The sequence below is a fragment of the Streptomyces sp. NPDC057694 genome (assembly GCF_042799415.1).
Classification (GTDB): domain Bacteria; phylum Actinomycetota; class Actinomycetes; order Streptomycetales; family Streptomycetaceae; genus Streptomyces.
The window spans coordinates 84,334-102,250 of the sequence record NZ_JBHVIX010000013.1 but is presented as its reverse complement, the minus strand read 5'-3'; the positions used below and the strand labels follow the sequence as shown (position 1 = coordinate 102,250).

Here is a 17,917-nt window from a genome sequence, read left to right as displayed (position 1 = left end):
CCACACCCCTACGGCGACTAGTCCACCTCGGCCACGGCCTGCGCGAACTGGGCCTCGTACAACCGCTGATAAGCCCCGCCGGAGGCGACCAGCGCCTCGTGCGAGCCCTGCTCGACGATGGCCCCGTTCTCCATGACCAGAATCGTGTCGGCATCGCGGATCGTCGACAGACGGTGCGCGATGACGAACGACGTACGGCCCGAGGCGAGCCGCGCCATGGCCTTCTGGATCAGTACCTCGGTCCGGGTGTCGACGGAGGAGGTCGCCTCGTCGAGGACCAGGATCACCGGGTCGGACAGGAACGCCCGCGCGATGGTGATGAGCTGCTTCTCACCGGCGCTGACACCGGTGCCCTCGTCGTCGATCACAGTGTCGTAGCCGTCGGGCAGCGTCCGGATGAACCGGTCGGCGTGCGCGGCCTTCGCCGCCTCCTCGACGTCCTCGCGGGACGTGGACTTGGCGGCGCCGTACGCGATGTTCTCCGCGATGCTGCCGCCGAACAGCCAGGTGTCCTGGAGCACCATGCCGATCCCGGCCCGCAGGTCGTCGCGGGACATCTTCGCGATGTCGACGCCGTCGAGGGTGATGCGTCCGCCGCTGACGTCGTAGAAGCGCAGCAGCAGGTTGACGAGCGTGGTCTTGCCCGCGCCCGTCGGCCCCACGATGGCCACGGTGTGGCCCGGTTCCGCGGTGAGCGACAGGTCCTCGATGAGCGGCTTGTCCTCCTCGTAGCGGAAGGCGACGTGCTCGAACTCGACGTGCCCGCGCAGGTTCTGCGGCTTCTCGCCGACCGTCGGGTCGGGCGACTGCTCCTCGGCGTCGAGCAGTTCGAAGATCCGCTCGGCGGACGCGACCCCGGACTGCACCAGGTTCGCCATCGACGCGACCTGCGTCAGCGGCATCGAGAACTGGCGCGAGTACTGGATGAACGCCTGTACGTCACCGATCGACAGGGTGCCGGAGGCCACCCGCAGACCGCCGACCACGGCGACCAGCACATAGTTCAGGTTCGAGATGAAGAACATCAGCGGCTGCATGATGCCGCTGTTGAACTGCGCCTTGAACGCGGCCTCGTACAGCGCCTCGTTCTGCTCGGCGAACAGCTCCGCCGACTCCTTCTGCCGCCCGAACACCTTTACCAGCGTGTGGCCGGTGTACATCTCCTCGACGTGCGCGTTCAGCCGGCCGGTGGTCTTCCACTGCTGCACGAACTGCGGCTGCGACCGCTTGCCGACCTTCGCCGCGACGAGCACCGACAGCGGCACCGTGACGAGCGCGACCAGCGCGAGCAGCCACGAGATCCAGAACATCATGGTCAGGACGCCGATGATGGTCAGCAGCGAGTTGAGCATCTGCCCCATCGTCTGCTGGAGCGTCTGCCCTATGTTGTCGATGTCGTTGGTCGCCCGGCTCAGCACCTCGCCGCGCTTCTGCTTGTCGTAGTACGACAGCGGCAGCCGCGACAGCTTGGCCTGCATGTCCGTGCGGAGCTTGGCCACGGCCAGGTTGATCGCCCGGTTGGCGAGCCGGGTGCCGATCATCATCGCCAGGCCCGCGCAGGCGAACACCGCGAGCCCGATCAGCAGCACCTGCCCGATCTTGTCGAAGTCCACGCCCTGGCCGGGCGTGAAGTCGACGCTGCCGAGCATGTCGGCCATACCGCCGTCACCCTTGGCCCGCAGGCCCTCGATGACCTGTTCCTTGGTCTGCCCGGCCGGCGTCTGCCCGCCGATGATCCCGCCGAACAGCAGGTCGGTGGCGTGACCGAGGATCTTCGGCCCGATCACCGACAGGCCGACGCTGATCACCACCGCGACCAGGACGGCCGCCACCGACGCGCGGTGGGCGGCCAGCCGCTTCAGCAGCCGTTTGCCGGACACCTTGAAGTCCATCGAGCGCGAACCGGGCGCACCGGCCGCCATCCGCGCCGCCATCGGCCCGCTCATCAGGCGGCCTCCGCTTCCGTCAGCTGGGAGAGAACGATCTCCCGGTACGTCTCGTTGTCGGCCATCAGCTCGTGATGGCGTCCGGTGCCGACGACCCGGCCCTCGTCGAGGACGATGATCCGGTCGGCGTCGCGGATGGTGGCCACGCGCTGGGCGACGATCACCACGGTCGACTCGGCGGTCTCGTCGCCGAGCGCCCGGCGCAGCGCCGCGTCGGTGGCGTAGTCGAGCGCGGAGAACGAGTCGTCGAAGAGATAGATCTCCGGGCCCTGTACGAGCGTGCGCGCGATGGCGAGCCGCTGGCGCTGGCCACCGGAGACGTTCGTCCCGCCCTGGGCGACGGGCGCGTCGAGCCCGCCCTCCAGCCTGCTGACGAACTCCTTGGCCTGCGCCACCTCCAGGGCGTGCCACAGCTCGTCGTCGGTCGCGTCGGGACGCCCGTACCGGAGGTTGGAGGCGACCGTCCCGGAGAACAGATAGGGCTTCTGCGGGACCAGTCCGACCGTCCGGGCCATCAGCTCGGGGTCGATCCCGCGGACGTCCTCGCCGTCCACGTACACGACACCCGCCGTGGTGTCGTACAGCCGGGGGACCAGGCCGAGCAGCGTCGACTTGCCGCTGCCGGTCGAGCCGATGATCGCCGTGGTCTCGCCGGGGCGCGCCACCAGGTCCACCGACCGCAGCACCGGCTCCTCGGCGCCCGGGTAGCCGAACTCGGCGCCGCGGATCTCCAGGTGCCCGCGCCGGCGCAGTTCCCGTACGGACGTGTCGGCGGCCGGCGGGACGACGCTGGACTCGGTGTCGAGCACCTCGCGCACCCGCTCCGCGCACACCTCGGCGCGCGGCACCTGCATGAACATGAAGGTGGCCATCATCACGCTCATCACGATCTGCATGAGATACGCGAGGAACGCCGTCAGATCGCCGATCTGCATCCCGCCGCTGTTGATCCGGTGGGCGCCGAACCAGACGACGGCGATGGAGGCGACGTTCACGATCGTCATCACGAACGGGAACATCAGTGCCATGATCCGGCCGGTGGCCAGCGAGGTCTTGGTCAGGTCCCAGTTGGCCTCGCCGAACCGGTCCTTCTCGAAGTCGTCCCGCACGAAGGCGCGGATCACGCGGTTGCCGGTGATCTGCTCGCGCAGCACCCGGTTCACGGTGTCCAGCTTGACCTGCATGGACCGGAACAGCGGGCGCATCCTGCGGATGATCAGCGTCAGCACGATCGCCATGACGGGCAGCACGGCGAGCAGCACACCCGACAGCGGCACGTCGAGGCCCAGGGCCAGGATCACACCGCCGACGCACATGATGGGCGCGGACACCATCAGCGTGAAGCCCATCAGCACCAGCATCTGGATCTGCTGCACGTCGTTCGTGGTGCGGGTGATCAGCGAGGGCGCCCCGAAGTGGCCGACCTCGCGGGCCGAGAAGGACTGCACCCGGTCGAAGACACCGGCCCGCACGTCGCGGCCGAGCGCGGCGGCGGTGCGGGCGCCGAAGTACACGGCGCCGGTGTTGCAGACGACCTGGACGACCGTGACGCCCAGCATCAGGGCGCCGAACGTGAGGATGTAGCCGGTGTCGCCGTCGACGACACCGTTGTCAATGATGTCCGCGTTCAGAGTGGGCAGATACAGGGAGGCACAGGTCTGCAGGAACTGCAGGAGGACCAGCAGCCCGATCGGTTTCTTGTACGGACCGAGATAGGTCCGCAGGAGTTGTATGAGCACGCTCTGTCTCTCGGTGGTCGGCGATCTGGGATGAGAGCGGTTGGGGAGAGGGAAGCGCCCCGCCGGAACGAAGACGCATGGACCCCTATCGTCGGACACTCCACCCGCGTTACCTCAACCGATTAACCCAAGAGTGCTCAAAGACCGGCCACGTACAGGCCACCTGTCGGTCACGCTGCTACGGCTGTGCGAACGCCCCGGGATGGATCTGCTCGCGCACCGCCCGGAACTGCTGGCGCACCGCCTGCCCCACGGGCAGCTCGTCGCCCGGCTCGAAGACCTGGGTGGCCGCGCCCTGCCACATCGGCAACCGGCCGCTCATCGCCCAGGCGGCCTGCCGGGCGGCGCCGATCGCCGCGTAGTCGGCGGGCTGCGGCACCACGACCTGCGTGCCGAACAGCATCGGCGCCACGGCCTGCACGGCGTGCAGCTCGGCGGCCGCCCCGAGCAGGAACACCCGCCGCACCTCGACCCCGCGCCCGCGCAGCACGTCCAGGGCGTCGGCGAGCCCGCACAGCATGCCCTCGAAGGCGGCCCGCGCCAGATGCTCGGGCTTCATCGACTCACGCCTGAGCCCGCTCAGGGTGCCCGCCGTGTGCGGCAGATTCGGCGTCTTCTCGCCCTCCAGATAGGGCAGGAGTACGAGTCCGTGGGCGCCCGGCGTCGACTTCATGGCCAGCTCGGACAGCTCCTCGAGCCCTCCGTCGAGGCCCAGCATCTCCGTCGTGCCGCGCAGCGTGCGCACCGCGTTCAGCGTGTGCACCACCGGCAGGTGCAGTCCGGTCGCGTCGGCCAGTGAGGTGATGGAGCCGCTGGAGTCCACCAGCGCCTCGTGGTGCACGGCCATCACCGACCCGGACGCGCCGAGCGAGACCACGGCGTCGCCGGCGGAGACGCCGAGCCCGAACGCGGCGGCCATGGTCTCCCCGGTGCCGGCCGAGATGATCAGCCCCTCCGGGGTCGTCCCCGCGGCGTCGCCGGGGCCGAGCACCTCCGGCAGCGCGGCCCGCTGCCCGAGCGCGAGCTCCACGAGGTCGGGCCGCCAGGAGTCGGTGGCCGCGGACCAGTAGCCCGTACCCGAGGCCCCGCCGCGGTCGGTGGTCCGCCGGGCCGGCCGGCCGAGCAGCTGCCACACCAGCCAGTCGTGCGCCTGCATGAGGAACGCCACCTGCTGCGCGTTCTCCGGCTCGGTCCGCGCCAGCCAGCGCAGCTTGGTGACCGGCTGCGCGGACTGCGGCACACAGCCCACCGCCTCGGCCCACGCCTCGCGCGAGCCGAGCCGGTCGATCAGGTCCGCGGCCGCCACCTGCGCCCGCTTGTCGGCGCCCACCAGCGCCGGGCGCACGGTGTTGCCCTGCGAGTCCAGCGGGACCAGCGCGTTCTGCTGCGACGACACGCCGATGGCCTGCACGCCCTCCAGGAGCCCGCCGCCGGCCGCCTCGCCGAGCGAGAGCAGCCAGGCCTGGGGATCGACGTCGCTGGGCCGTCCGCCGCCCTCCGCGGTCTCCAGCGGATGGGGTGCGTACCCCTGCCGGAGCACGGCTCCGGTGTCCGCGTCACAAACGACAATGCGCGTGAAATCGGGCGAACTGTCCAGCCCGGCGACTATCCCCATGCCGGAAAGTCTGCCGCACCGCCGAGGTCCGCGTGGCCTCAGGTGTTGCTGGTGCCCCAGTCGTCGTCATCGCCGCCGCCGCTGCGCTCCCGCAGCGAGCGGACCCGGTCGGCCACGGAGTCCGGAACCTTGCCCTCCACCTTGGCGCTGACGGAGTGGAACGCCTTGCCGGCGTACTCGCGCGTCTGCTGCGCGGCGGACTCGGCCGTATTGCGTACGGCGGGGTTCTGGGAGATCTCGCGAGCGGTCTTCTTGAGCTTCTCGTACCGCTCCCGCCCGGCCCTGGTGCCCAGTACGTAACCCAGGGCCAGACCGGCGATGAATGTGAGCCGGTAGCGCATGTCGGCCACCCTTTCCCTAGCGAGGCGTCATGGACGATGCGGTCGTCGTGGCGGTCATCGTCGTGCTCGATGATCGCCGGGGGATACCGATTGGCGGAGCACCCCCCTGCTTGCGCTAATGTATGTGTCGCAGCGAGCGCACGCCGCCTGGCAAGTACCCGGGTAGCCGCGTTCGAAGCAATGAGGTCATTCCCCTGTAGCTCAATTGGCAGAGCAGCCGGCTGTTAACCGGCAGGTTACTGGTTCGAGTCCAGTCGGGGGAGCTCGATCTCCTGTAGCTCAATTGGCAGAGCAGCCGGCTGTTAACCGGCAGGTTACTGGTTCGAGTCCAGTCGGGAGAGCTGTCGAACAAGCCCCCTCGGAGTTCACTCCGGGGGGCTTTTTCGTGCCCGGTGGAACCGACCGGCCACAGGCGATGTCCTCAAGGTCGTGCAGAGCCGAACCATCCGAGGCAGGAGATCGTATGAGCGGCTATGCTGCGGCAGACGGCGCGCACAAATGTGCGCGGCGCGCCGTTACGGGGCGGTAGCTCAGCCGGTTAGAGCAGCGGACTCATAATCCGTCGGCCGTGGGTTCGAGTCCCACCCGCCCCACCAAGCCTTCAGAGCGCAGAAACGATGCAGCCAGCCTGAACGTAACCTGATGACCCGTCACGTAAACCGTGGCGGGTCTTCTGTCACTCAGGAGGCTGCTTTCTGGGGCCCCGTGTTCACCAACCCGTCAACAGCAGATGGTTCAGCAGCAGGGCGAGAACGGCCTGCGCGGCGAGCCAGGCGCGCGGGGACGGCAGGAAGGCGCAGGAGGCCGGGAGCCAGGCGGCGAAGGGGAGCCAGATGCGTTCCGTCTCCGCTTTGCTCATGCCGGAGAGGTCGGCCAGGATCAGGGCCGTCAGGGCGGCCGCCACGAGGAGCGCCAGGCGGCGGGGCGGGCCCGTGGGGGCGGTGGCCGCGCGGCGCAGGCCCGCGACCGTGGCCGGGCCGATCAGCAGGACCGTGCACGCGAGGTTGGCCCAGATCCAGTAGGCGTAGGGACGGATGCCGCCCGCGCCCTCGTAGTAGCGGGTGGTCAGCAGGTGGTACGCCTCCCACCAGTCGAAGCCCAGGAGCGTGAACAGCGCCGGGACCACGACGAGGCCCGCCAGGGCGTAGGGCAGCGGGCGCAGCCGGTGGGTGCCGAGGAGCAGGATCACGGCCCCGATGAGCGCGAACAGCGTCAGGCCGTACGAGAGATAGCAGGTCAGGCCGAACAGCAGGCCCGCCGCGAAGCCGGTGAGGCGGGGGCGGCGGCCCGTCACCGCCAGCGCCAGGCAGGCCAGGGACCAGGCGGCGACCGCCGTGAAGTAGCCGTCCCCCGACGTGCCCATCCAGACGGCCGCCGGGGTCATGGCCAGGAACGGGGCGGCCCGGCGCGCCAGTTGCTCGGTCGCCAGCGCGCGCACGGTGACCAGGACCGCCACGCAGGCCGACGCGCCGACGGTGATCACCCATGCGCCCGCCCAGGCCCCGCCGCCCAGCCCCACCCGGTCCAGGAGGACGAAGGTGAGGGTGGCCGCCGGGGGGTGGCCCGCCACGTGCGGGGGCCAGTGGTCGGGGGAGTGCAGCAGGATGTGCGCGGTGAAGTCGCGCAGGGTCGCCGGGATGTCCTGGAAGCGGTCGATGACCTGGAGGTACTCGTACTTCGTGGTCAGGCGGTCGGCGATGCCGCGCCGCCAGCCGTCGATCAGGGCCAGCGACCAGGTCCACGCCATGGCCGTCGCCCAGGCCGTCGCGAGCAGCCCGCGCCAGGGCAGACGGTCGGCGAGGCGCGGCCCGTAGGCGATGACGGCCGCGGCGACGACGAGGGCGGCCGGGGTGCCCGGGCCGACGTGCGGCAGCCACTTCGCGTACAGCGGAGGCCACCCCACGTGCAGGGTGCCGTGCTCCCGTTCGATCCAGGTGCCGACGACCGCGGCCGCCGTGACGAGGAGGGCGGCGGCCCCGACGGCGTACAGGTCGCGGCGGGCGGCAGGGGAGAGGGAGCGGATCACATCTGAACGCTAGGCGGCGGAGCCCGCGGAAACGGCGCGGCGCGGGCCGACGTCAGGGTTTCGTCATGTGTCGCGGGCCCCGCGCGCGGGGTGGTGCGGCCTACGGTCGGCGCATGTCACGGAAGTTCGACCCGGCCGTCCTGCCGACCTCCCCTGCGTTCTGGCGCAGCCCGCTGCGCGGCCCGTGGTTCACGTCGGTGCTCGGTGTGGTGCTGCTCTTCGGGATCACGGTGCTGTTCGTGACGGGGCTGCTGTCCTACGCCGCGTACAACCCCGGCCTCTCGCCGGTCAACGACAAGACGCCCGACAAGGGGCTGCTCGGCTTCTACCTCTTCGGCTGGCCCACCCGCCCGTACTGGCTGTACCGGCTCACGCAGGGCGTGCACGTGACGCTCGGGATCACGCTGATCCCCGTACTGCTGGCGAAGCTGTGGTCGGTGGTGCCCAAGCTGTTCGCGCTGCCGCCCGCGCGCTCGCTCGCCCACGCGCTGGAGCGGATCTCGCTGCTGACGCTGGTGGGCGGCGTGCTCTTCGAGTTCGTGACGGGGGTGCTCAACGTGCAGCTGGAGTACCTCTTTCCCGGCTCCTTCTACCCGCTGCACTTCTACGGGGCGTGGGTGTTCTTCGCGGCGTTCGCGCTGCACGTGGTGCTGCGGGCGCCGGCCGCCGTGCGGAATCTGCGCCGGGGTGCGCTCCGTGACACCGGCGAGCTGGTCGCGGTTCGGCCCGCCGCGCCGACCGTGTCGCGGCGCGGCGCGCTGGGCGTGGTCGGGGGCGCGTCGGCGCTGCTGTTCGGGACCACGGTGGGGCGCGGGTTCGACGGTCCGCTGCGGCGCACCGCGCTGCTCGCGCCGCACGGGTGGGCGGATCCGGGGAGCGGGCCCGGCGGCTTCCAGATCAACAAGACCGCCGCGTCCCGGGGGATCGACCCGCGCGAGACGACTGATGAGGCGTGGCGGCTGGTGCTCGACGGGCCCGCCGGAACCGTGCGGCTGAGCCGGCCGGAGCTGCTGAAGCTGCCGGTGCACAGTGCCGCGCTGCCCATCGCCTGCGTGGAGGGCTGGTCGACGTCCGACCAGACGTGGCGCGGGGTGCGGCTGCGGGATCTGGCGGAGCTGGCCGGACACGCGGCGGACGCGGTGCCCGATCTGCTGGTGGAGTCGTTGCAGCGGCACGGCGCGTTCCGGCGGGCCGCCCTGAGCGCCGCCCAGGTACGCGACCCGCGCTCGCTGCTCGCACTGGAGGTCAACGGGGCCGCCCTGACACCCGATCACGGCTATCCGGCCCGGATCATCGTGCCCGCGGCGCCCGGCGTGCTGAACACCAAGTGGGTCGCCCGGCTGACCTTCGGCGATCTTCGGGAGGCGGTCCGATGAAGCTGGGCAGCCCTTTCTCTCTCGTCCTGCTGCTGTGCTCGTTCGCGCTCGCCGCCTACGCGGGGGTGCGGCTGCTGGCCGGGGACTGGTTCCTGATCTGCGTGTGGTTCGTCGGGGCGGCGCTCGTCCACGACCTGGTCCTGCTCCCGCTGTACGGGGCCGTGGACCGCGGCGTCGTCCGGGCGTTCGATGCCGTGGGCGCGGGCGGGCGGCGGGAGTGGGCCGGGCACGTGCGCGTACCGGCGATGCTGTCGGGGCTGTTGCTGCTGGTGTGGTTCCCCATGATCAGCGGCGCCGCCGCCGATCACTACACGTCGGCCACGCGGCTGTCGGCGGACGGGTTCCTCGGGCGCTGGCTGCTGATCACCGCCGCGCTCTTCGGCGGTTCGGCGCTGCTGTTGCCGGTCCGGCTGCGCAGGGCGGCGAAGCAGCGGCCGCCCGCCGACCACTGAGCGACGGGCCGCCAGTGGGCGGCGCGGGCGGCCCGCAGCAGGGCCGGGGTGCCGATCCTGGCCCAGGGGAACGGCGCGCTCTGCGTCCAGGACGGTCCGACGATCGTCACGCTGACCCGCTCGTCGACGTCGAGCGGAGCCGTCTCGGCGATCAGCAGACCTCCGGGTGACAGGAGTTGGGCGGCGCGGGCGAGCAGGGCCGTCGGGTCGCCGCCGATGCCGAGGTTCCCGTCGGCCAGCAGCACCGTGCCCCAGCGGCCCTCGCCGGGCAGCGGGGCGAACACGGAGCGCAGGAGCGCCGGGCCGCCGAGCCGCGCGGTGTGGGCGACGGCGGCCGCGCTGATGTCGATGCCGAGGGCGGGGGTGCCGCGGGAGGCGAGTTCCGCGACCAGCCGGCCCGGTCCGCAGCCGACGTCGAGGACGGGGCCCTCGCACCGGTCGAGCAGCGCGCGGTCCACCGCGTCGGCGCCGGTGCACCAGCGCTCCACGTCGAGGGGGAGCAGCCAGCCGTCGCCGCGGCGCAGATAGAGGGGGCCGCGGCCGGTGCGCAGGGCGTCCGCGTACGGGTCGGCGGACCAGGCGCGGTGCGGGGCCTTGTCGAGGCCGTGCGCGAGGGTCATCGGGCGGTCGCCGCCCGACACCGGTCGAGCCGCGCGGCGAAGCGGGAGTGCGGGGCCTCGGCGGCGACGGCCCGCGCGTCGGCGGCCGTGTCCACGTCGCGCAGGGTCGGCAGCTCCTTGACGCGCAGGCCCGCCGCGACGAGCCGGGCGTACTGCACCGCGCCCGTGTCGGGGGCCGACATCGGCACCCCGAGCAGCAGCGCCGGGTCGGGGTCGCTCAGGCCCAGCGCCCAGAAGCCGCCGTCGGCGGCCGGGCCGAAGCAGGCGTCGTACGCCGCGTCGGGCGTGCCGAACTCCATGGTCAGCAGCTCCGGGGTCACCTGCGGGGTGTCCATGCCGATCAGCAGGGTCGGGCCGGAGCAGGCGGCGAACGCGGCCGCGAGCCGCTCGTCCAGGCCGCCCACGCCCTGCGGCACGACGTCGAAGCCGGGCGGCAGCCAGGGGCCCGGCGCGCCGTCGAGCGCGAGGACCCGACGGCGGGCGGGCGTGGCGGCCACCGTGTGCAGGGTGTCGGCGAGCGAGGCCTCGGCGAGCGCCGCCGCCTCCTCGGGAGTGAAGGGCGGGGTGAGCCGCGTCTTGACCCGGCCGGGGCGCGGTTCCTTGGCGATGACGAGGAGGGTGGTCATGGGGGTGGGGTCCTCTCGGGAGAGCGGGCAGGGCCGAGCGGGGCAGGGCGGGCGGTTGGGGGCGGGCTCACGGCCGGGCGCCCGGCGCTTCACGGCTGCGGGGCCTCGGACAGGACGTGGCTCATGTCGCGTACCGCCTGCCAGGTCCCGCGCCAAGTGCCCGTCACCTTCGAGGCGCCGGTGCGAGGGCGGTAGGGGACGTCGTGCTCGGTCACCCGCCAGCCCGCGTCGGCGGCGCGCACCACCATCTGGAGCGGGTAGCCGCTGCGCCGGTCGGTGAGGGCGAGGGCGAGCAGGGACTCGCGGCGCGCCGCGCGCAGCGGGCCGAGGTCGTGCAGGCGCAGGCCGGTGCGGCGGCGCAGCATCCGGGCGAGCGCGAGATTGCCGGCGCGGGCGTGCGCGGGCCAGGCGCCCCGGCCCTGTGGACGGCGGCGGCCGAGCACCAGGTCGGCCTCGCCGTCGCGCACCTCGCGGACGAACGGCACGAGCAGCGCCGGGTCCAGCGAGGCGTCGCAGTCGCAGAAGCAGACGTACGGGGCCGTGGCCGCGGTCAGTCCCGCGTGACAGGCGGCGCCGAAGCCGCGCCGCGCCTCGGTCACGACGGTGGCGCCGAGCTCGCGGGCGAGGTCCGCGGAGCCGTCGGTGGAGCCGTTGTCCACGACGAGCGCGCGCCAGCCCGGTGGGATGCGGGACAGGACCCAGGGGAGCGCCCCGGCCTCGTTCAGGCAGGGCAGCACGACGTCGACGCCCTCGGCGGACGGGGGCGGTGAGGAGATCAGCACGGCGTCCACCCTACGAGCGCCAATAGGGCAAAACGGGCATGAGCTCCTTACGAAACACGGACGTCCGAGGTGCCGGGGCGATACGGCCCCCGGGCGGTGCGACGCTGGAGGCATGGAGCAGCGACAGCCGCAGGAGCAGGCACCCGGCCGGGTTCTCGTCGTCGACGACGACCCCACGGTCGCCGAGATCGTCACCGGGTACCTGGAGCGCGCCGGGTACCGGGTGGACCGGGCCGGGGACGGCCGGGGCGCGCTCGCCGGGGCCGCCGCGCACTGGCCCGACCTGGTCGTCCTCGATCTGATGCTGCCCGGCATGGACGGCCTGGAGGTGTGCCGCAGGCTGCGCGAGACCGGGCCCGTCCCGGTCGTCATGCTCACCGCGCGCGGCGACGAGGACGATCGCATCCTCGGCCTGGAGGTCGGCGCCGACGACTACGTCACCAAGCCGTTCAGCCCGCGCGAACTGGTGCTGCGCGTGGAGTCGGTCCTGCGCCGGTCCCGCCCCGCCGTCGGCGCCCGGGTCCGTCCGCTTGCCGCGGCCGGCCTCACCGTCGACCCGGCGGCCCGCCGCGCCACCAAGGACGGCGCCGAACTCGCTCTCACCCTGCGCGAGTTCGACCTCCTCACCTTCTTCCTGCGGCACCAGGGACACGCGTACAGCCGCGAGGACCTGATGCGGGAGGTGTGGGGCTGGGACTTCGGCGACCTGTCGACCGTCACGGTCCATGTGCGCCGCCTGCGCAACAAGATCGAGGCGGATCCGGCGCGCCCGCGTCTGGTGCAGACGGTGTGGGGGGTCGGGTACCGGTTCGACTCCGCGGGTTCTGCGGGCTCGGAGGGTTCTGCGGACTTGGCGGGTCCGGCGGGTCCGGTGGACTCGGTAGATCCGGTAGATCCGGTGGGCTCGGCAGCCCCGGCGGGTCCGGTGGGCTCTGCGGATTTGGCGGATCCGGTGGCCTCGGTTAATCCGGCAGCTCCGGCAGCTCCGGCAGCTCCGGCAGCTCCGGCGGCTCCGGCGGCTCCGGCGGCCCCGGCAGCTCCGGCGGCTCCGGCGGCTCCGGCGGCCCCGGCGGCCCCGGCAGCTCCGGCGGCCCCGGTGGCCCCGGCCGACCCGAGTGGCCGGAGGGGGCGGTAGCCGTGCGCGACACCCTTCTCATTGCGCTTTTCGCCTTTCTCGGCGCCGCCGCCGCCGGGCTCTGCGGTGCCGGTGCGCTGTGGCTGCTGCGGCGGCGGTCGTTGACCGCGTCGGTCACCGTGGTCGCCGCCGTCGCCGTCGGGGCGATGCTCGCGGGGACACTGGCGGTGGCGCAGGCGATGTTCCTGTCCGCGCACGACCTCAGCGTCGTCACGACGGTGGTCGCCATGGCGGCGGTCGTCTCGCTGGGGACCGCGCTGCTGCTCGGCCGGCGTGTCGTCGCCCGCAGCCACGAACTCGCCCTGGCAGCGCGCTCGTTCGGCGACGACGGCGGCTTCACCGTGCCCGCGCAGCCGGCCACCGCGGAACTGGCCGCGGTCAGCCGGGAGCTGGCCGCCACCAGTGCCAGGCTCGCCGACTCGCGGGAGCGGGAACGGATGCTGGAGACCTCCCGGCGCGAGCTGGTCGCCTGGATCTCGCACGACCTGCGCACTCCACTGGCCGGGTTGCGCGCCATGTCCGAGGCGCTGGAGGACGGCGTCGCCACCGACCCCGACCGCTATCTGCGCCAGATCCGCACCGAGGTGGAACGCCTCAACGACATGGTCGGCGACCTCTTCGAACTCTCCCGGATCCACGCCGGCGCCCTCACCCTCGCCCCCACCCGGATCTCGCTGTACGACCTGGTGGGCGACGCCCTCGCCGGTGCCGACCCGCTCGCCAGGGAGCACGGCGTGCGGCTCGTCGGCGACGACATCGCGCGGGTCCCGGTGGACGTGGACGGCAAGGAGATGAGCCGGGTCCTGGGAAACCTCCTGGTCAACGCGATCCGCCGGACCCCGGCCGACGGCACCGTCGCGATCGGCGTCGAGCACTCGCCCGACGGTGTGGTGCTGTCCGTGTCCGACGGCTGCGGCGGCATCCCGGAGGCCGATCTGCCCCGGGTCTTCGACACCGGCTGGCGCGGCACGCACGCCCGTACCCCACCGGCGGGCGCGGGCCTCGGACTCGCCATCGTGCGCGGGATCGTGGAGGCCCACCAAGGGCGCGCCGCCGTGCGCAACATCCCCGGCGGCTGCCGCTTCGAGGTGACCCTGCCCGCCGCCTCAGGCTGAGACGCCGGCGAACTCCCGCATCCCCGCGACGAACTCGACCTCCGGCCGCCAGCCGAGCTCGGCCCGCAGCCGCGCCGAGTCCGCCGTGATGTGCCGGACGTCGCCGAGCCGGTACTCGCCGGTGACCGTGGGGACGGGACCGCCGTGCGCGTCGGCCAGCGCGCGGGCCAGTTCGCCCACGGTGCGCGGGGCGCCGCTCCCGGTGTTGTACGCGGTGAGCGCACCCGGCGCGACCGCGCCGCCCAGCGCCTCCAGGGCCGTGACGTTGGCCCGCGCCACATCCCGTACGTGCACGAAGTCCCGCCGCTGCCGTCCGTCCTCGAACACGCGCGGCGCCTCACCGCGCGCCAGGGCCGAGCGGAAGAAGGAGGCGACACCGGCGTACGGGGTGTCGCGCGGCATCCGGGGCCCGTACACGTTGTGGTAGCGCAGCGACACGGCCGTGCCGTCCGTCGCGCGCGCCCACGCCGCGGCCAGATGCTCCTGGGCGAGCTTGGTCGTCGCGTACACGTTGCGCGGGTCGACGGGCGCGTCCTCGGTGACCAGACCCGGCGTCAGCTCGAGCCCGCAGTCGGGACAGAGGGGCTCGAACAGTCCGGCGTCGAGCGCGGCGACGGCACGCGGCCCCGGCCGCACCACCCCGTGCCGCGCACACTCGTACCGTCCCTCTCCGTACACGACCATCGACCCGGCGAGCACCAGCCGCCGCACCCCCGCCTCGGCCATCGCGGTCAGCAGCACGGCGGTGCCGAGATCGTTGCGGGAGACGTAGTCGGCCGCGTCGGCGAACCCGGTGCCGAGGCCGACCATCGCCGCCTGATGACACACCGCGTCCACGCCGTCGAGGGCGCGGGCGACCGCCTCCGCGTCCCGGACGTCCGCCGCCGCCTCCTGCCGTACGTCGAACACCACGGGTTCGTGCCCGCGCTCCGTCAACGCCTCGACCACATGGGACCCGATGAACCCGGCACCGCCGGTGACCAGTACACGCATGCGCCCACGGTAGGCAGACACACCGGCGCCGACCGAGCGCATGGGCCGCCGTGTCACCGGACCGTAAGACACCACGCGCGCATCGCGCTCCAAGAGCTTGCGTTTCGCGGACAACGGTGCGTTTTGGGGAGGGACTCGCGAGGGAAGGGCCCTCTAGACTCGCCAGGACCGCAGTCGGTCCCCTCGGATCGGGCTCTCCCCCCGGAGCAGGCGTCCGAGCGGTGATCGAGCGGTGTGCGTACGGGGATGAGCGGAGTCGGCGCCGGTCATCCCCGATGTACCGGAAGAGGGCCGCGCGGGCTCCCCGGGCCCCTCACTGCCGCAGCGGCGACTGCCAGGTCACGGTCGTGCCCGTCCCGCCCGCACCGCTCCCGGCGCCCGGCGCACCCCCTTGCTCCCCGTTGTCGAACACGGTCAGCCGCACCCCGGGGCGGCCGTCCGGCAGCGTGGCCCGCGCGTCGACGGTCACCTCGATCCGGGAGACCGCGCGCCGCCGGGACGCGGTGGCCAGCGCGCGCCGCAGGGCGGCCAGCAGATGGCCCTCGACCGCGTCGTCCAGCACTCCCTCCACCGGTCCGGTGAACCGCGCCGACGGTGCGAAGCCCAGGACCGCGGCGGCGCCCGCCGTCTCGCGCAGGACCCGGCCGCGGAACGTCGCAGGGGCCTCCGCGGGCGGCTGCTGCAACGCGAAGATGGTCGTACGGACCTCCTGGATCGTCGACTCCAGCTCGTCGACGGCGAGCGCGAGGGTCTCGCGTACGTCGCCGACCTTGGCCCGGCGCTGGGTCGACTCCAGCATCATGCCCGTCGCGAACAGCCGCTGGACGACCAGATCGTGCAGGTCGCGGGCGATCCGGTCGCGGTCCTCGAAGACGGCGAGCCGCTCGCGGCCCGCCTGCGCGTCGGCCAGGACCAGGGCGAGCGCCGCCTGCGAGGCGAACTGGGTGGCCAGCAGATGATCCACGGAGGTGTAGGGGCGGGCCCCGCGGGAGCGCGGCAGGGCGAGGGTGCCGATCAGCTTTCCCGAGGCCTTCAGCGGGAGCATCATGCTCGGCCCGAAACGGGCCCTGACCTCGGTCGTCATCCGCGGGTCCGTCGCCGAGTCGTCGATGAACACCGGCTCACCGGTCAGCAGTTGCGCCAGCACCGCGCTGCCCGGCTGGATCGTCGCACCCAGCAGCGCGTGCGGGTCGTCGTCCGTCGCGGAGGCCGCCACGATCGACATGCCGCCCTCCTCGGTGGGCTGGAGGACCACCCCGGCCGCGGCGTCGGCCAGCAGCCGGGCCCGCTCGGCCACCGTCGTCAGGGCGTCCTCGGCGCGGCCGGTGAGCAGCGCCGTGGTGACCGCGGCGGCGCCCTCGATCCACCGCTCGCGCTGCCGTGCGGTCTCGTACAGCCGGACGTTGCCGATGGCGATCCCGGCCTGTGTCGCCAGCACCCGCAGCAGGGCGTGATCGTCGACGGTGAAGGTTTTTCCGGTCAGCCGCAGCCTGCCGAACTCCGTCTCCTGTACGCGGATGGGGACGGTCAGCGAGCCCTGCGGGTCCTGCGCGGCCTGCCCGGTGCCGACCGATTCGAGGAGGCTGCCGTGCCCCGGATCGATCACGTCGAGCACCCCGTGCGGGGCGCCGGTCAGCTCGGCCGCGCTGTCCACCAGGTGCTGGAGCATGCTGCGCAGTTCGAGCTCGGTCCCCACGCTCAGCACCGCCTCCAGGAGGACGGGGAGACCGGTGTCCGGTGGTCCTGGTCGCACGGTTCGCACGCCCCCCTCGGCGGTCCGGGGCCCGTGGCGCACGGCCCCGGGCCCGCTCGACGGGATGTCAGCCGGCCAGCGGGTCGAGGACCAGCGGCTGGATCTTGCCCTCCATCATCGCGCCCAGGCCCTGCACCGCGCACACGTCGGGCCGCTCGGCGATGTGCACCGGCATGCCCGTCGCCTCACGCAGCATGTGGTCGAGGCCGGGCAGCAGGGCCGAGCCGCCGACCATCATGATGCCCCGGTCCGCGAGGTCGGCGACCAGGTCGGGAGGGCAGTCCCGCAGCACCTTGCCGATGCCGTCGAGGACCGCGGTCAGCGGGGTGTGGATCGCGCGGCGCACCGCGGAGGTGTCGACGTGCACCGAGCGGGCGAGACCGGTCGCCACGTCGCGGCCGTGGATCTCGGTCTGCTCCGGGCCGTGCGGGGTCAGGCCGTTGCCGCTCAGGGCGAGCTGAAGGGGCCGCACCGACTGCGACGGGAGCATCAGCTCGTGCTGCTGGCGCAGGTGCTGGACCACCGCGTGGTCGATGGCGTCGCCGCCGACCGGGATCCGGTCGGCGGTCACGATCGCGCCGAGCGAGAGCACGGCGATCTGGGTCGTGGCCGCGCCGCAGACGATGATCATCGTCGCCTCGGGCTGCTCCACCGGCAGCCCGCAGCCGACGGCGGCGGCGATCAGCGTGTCGACCAGCTCGACGCGGCGCGCGCCGAGCCCGACCAGGGTCTCCACCGTGGCGCGCTGCGCCAGCGGGTCCGCGTCGTGCGGCGTGCAGGCCGCGGCGCGCAGCCGGGGCTTGCGGCGCAGCGTGCGCCGCAGCTTCTCGCCGAGCAACTGGCGCAGCATCCGCTGGGCCATCTCGATGTCGACGACGGTGCCGCCGGAGACGGGCCGGACGACGCGGATGTAGCCCGGGGTGCGGCCGGTCATCCGCTCGGCGAACTCGCCGACCGCGATGAGCGCCCCGGTGCGGGTGTTGACCGCGGCGCAGCTCGGCTCGTCGACGACGAGACCCGCGCCCTTCACATACACGCGCGTGCGCGCGGCACCCAGGTCGACGGCGAAGTGGCAGCGGCGCAACTGCTCCAGACTGACGGTCATGGCAGATCCTCCCGAGAGCGCGGCCCTTGGACGGACCGCAGGGTCGCGGGTCCGCGGCCCTTTTGGCATCGTGCTGCGGAGTGCGGGATTCCGCTCGCTGGAGTAGGCCGGACGGGGCGCAAGCGGCCGGGGGAGGCCTTCGAGGCGCGCCGGGCGGGCCGTTCCGGGCGTCCGTGGTACGGGGCGCGACCGCGAACAGGCCGGTCCGCATACCACTTCTGACGCAGTACCACCTACGCGGGCCGGGGGTTCCCGGAGCGGGCCGCGTCGCCGCTTCCTTGGGGCTTCCGGTG

The 17,917-nt window shown here is 72.9% G+C and carries 13 protein-coding genes, 3 tRNA genes and 1 pseudogene; 6 read left to right on the top strand and 11 right to left on the bottom strand.

Going from position 1 to position 17,917, the window contains the following annotated elements; all coding sequences use genetic code 11:
• Positions 1-17 precede the first annotated feature (17 nt).
• From ACFVDP_RS26090 to ACFVDP_RS26075, 4 genes are all read right to left on the bottom strand, one after another.
• Entirely contained in the window at positions 18-1,946 is a 1,929-nt protein-coding gene (locus ACFVDP_RS26090) for an ABC transporter ATP-binding protein (RefSeq protein ID WP_383494196.1), read from the bottom strand.
• Positions 1,946-3,685 carry an ABC transporter ATP-binding protein gene (locus ACFVDP_RS26085; RefSeq protein ID WP_383494194.1) on the bottom strand — a complete coding sequence of 580 codons (1,740 nt, stop codon included), beginning with the start codon at positions 3,683-3,685 and terminating at the stop codon, positions 1,946-1,948. The genes ACFVDP_RS26090 and ACFVDP_RS26085 overlap by 1 nt, the downstream gene beginning before the upstream one ends.
• A 178-nt stretch (positions 3,686-3,863) precedes the next feature.
• Positions 3,864-5,300, bottom strand: a complete 1,437-nt coding sequence (locus tag ACFVDP_RS26080) for an FGGY-family carbohydrate kinase (protein WP_383494191.1) — start codon at positions 5,298-5,300, stop codon at positions 3,864-3,866.
• A gap of 38 nt (positions 5,301-5,338) precedes the next feature.
• Positions 5,339-5,641 carry a YtxH domain-containing protein gene (locus ACFVDP_RS26075; RefSeq protein WP_383494188.1) on the bottom strand — a complete coding sequence of 101 codons (303 nt, stop codon included), beginning with the start codon at positions 5,639-5,641 and terminating at the stop codon, positions 5,339-5,341.
• 190 nt (positions 5,642-5,831) lie between these two features.
• Between ACFVDP_RS26075 and ACFVDP_RS26070 the strand changes: the two genes are divergently transcribed.
• The 3 genes from ACFVDP_RS26070 to ACFVDP_RS26060 all read left to right on the top strand — a co-directional run bounded on the left by ACFVDP_RS26070 (position 5,832) and on the right by ACFVDP_RS26060 (position 6,237).
• Positions 5,832-5,904 (top strand) — tRNA-Asn (locus ACFVDP_RS26070).
• A 5-nt stretch (positions 5,905-5,909) separates the two neighbouring features.
• A tRNA-Asn gene (locus ACFVDP_RS26065) sits at positions 5,910-5,982 on the top strand.
• Between the two features lie 178 nt (positions 5,983-6,160).
• A tRNA-Ile gene (locus ACFVDP_RS26060) sits at positions 6,161-6,237 on the top strand.
• Positions 6,238-6,350: 113 nt separating this feature from the next.
• On the opposite strand, the gene ACFVDP_RS26055 is transcribed toward ACFVDP_RS26060, so the two are convergent.
• On the bottom strand, positions 6,351-7,667 hold the full coding sequence (locus tag ACFVDP_RS26055; protein WP_383494185.1) for a hypothetical protein: 1,317 nt from the start codon (positions 7,665-7,667) through the stop codon (positions 6,351-6,353).
• A 113-nt stretch (positions 7,668-7,780) separates the two neighbouring features.
• Between ACFVDP_RS26055 and ACFVDP_RS26050 the strand changes: the two genes are divergently transcribed.
• Entirely contained in the window at positions 7,781-9,043 is a 1,263-nt protein-coding gene (locus ACFVDP_RS26050) for a molybdopterin-dependent oxidoreductase (protein ID WP_383494182.1), read from the top strand.
• Positions 9,044-9,350: 307 nt separating this feature from the next.
• On the opposite strand, the gene ACFVDP_RS26045 is transcribed toward ACFVDP_RS26050, so the two are convergent.
• The 3 genes from ACFVDP_RS26045 to ACFVDP_RS26035 form a co-directional block, all read right to left on the bottom strand.
• Complete coding sequence (locus ACFVDP_RS26045) at positions 9,351-10,115, bottom strand: class I SAM-dependent methyltransferase (protein ID WP_383494179.1); 765 nt, start codon at positions 10,113-10,115, stop codon at positions 9,351-9,353.
• Entirely contained in the window at positions 10,112-10,741 is a 630-nt protein-coding gene (locus ACFVDP_RS26040) for a DUF2064 domain-containing protein (protein WP_383494176.1), read from the bottom strand. Before ACFVDP_RS26040 ends, ACFVDP_RS26045 begins: the two co-directional genes overlap by 4 nt.
• An 89-nt stretch (positions 10,742-10,830) precedes the next feature.
• Positions 10,831-11,520 carry a glycosyltransferase family 2 protein gene (locus ACFVDP_RS26035; RefSeq protein ID WP_383494568.1) on the bottom strand — a complete coding sequence of 230 codons (690 nt, stop codon included), beginning with the start codon at positions 11,518-11,520 and terminating at the stop codon, positions 10,831-10,833.
• A gap of 115 nt (positions 11,521-11,635) precedes the next feature.
• Here ACFVDP_RS26035 and ACFVDP_RS26030 point away from each other — a divergent pair.
• Together ACFVDP_RS26030 and ACFVDP_RS26025 are read left to right on the top strand one after the other, a co-directional pair.
• A pseudogene (locus ACFVDP_RS26030) lies at positions 11,636-12,358 on the top strand (response regulator transcription factor); the annotation flags it as partial.
• A 302-nt stretch (positions 12,359-12,660) separates the two neighbouring features.
• The gene (locus tag ACFVDP_RS26025; RefSeq protein WP_383494173.1) at positions 12,661-13,773 is read left to right on the top strand and encodes a sensor histidine kinase; all 1,113 of its coding nucleotides are present in this window, start codon (positions 12,661-12,663) and stop codon (positions 13,771-13,773) included.
• Here ACFVDP_RS26025 and ACFVDP_RS26020 read toward each other — a convergent pair.
• The 3 genes from ACFVDP_RS26020 to ACFVDP_RS26010 form a co-directional block, all read right to left on the bottom strand.
• Entirely contained in the window at positions 13,765-14,766 is a 1,002-nt protein-coding gene (locus tag ACFVDP_RS26020; RefSeq protein ID WP_383494170.1) for an NAD-dependent epimerase/dehydratase family protein, read from the bottom strand. The two genes, ACFVDP_RS26025 and ACFVDP_RS26020, sit on opposite strands and share 9 nt — an antisense overlap.
• Before the next feature lie 313 nt (positions 14,767-15,079).
• A complete protein-coding gene (locus ACFVDP_RS26015) occupies positions 15,080-16,435 on the bottom strand; it encodes a GAF domain-containing protein (RefSeq protein WP_383494565.1) in 1,356 nt (451 codons plus the stop codon).
• A 151-nt stretch (positions 16,436-16,586) separates the two neighbouring features.
• Positions 16,587-17,624, bottom strand: a complete 1,038-nt coding sequence (locus ACFVDP_RS26010; protein WP_383494167.1) for a rod shape-determining protein — start codon at positions 17,622-17,624, stop codon at positions 16,587-16,589.
• Positions 17,625-17,917: the final 293 nt, after the last annotated feature.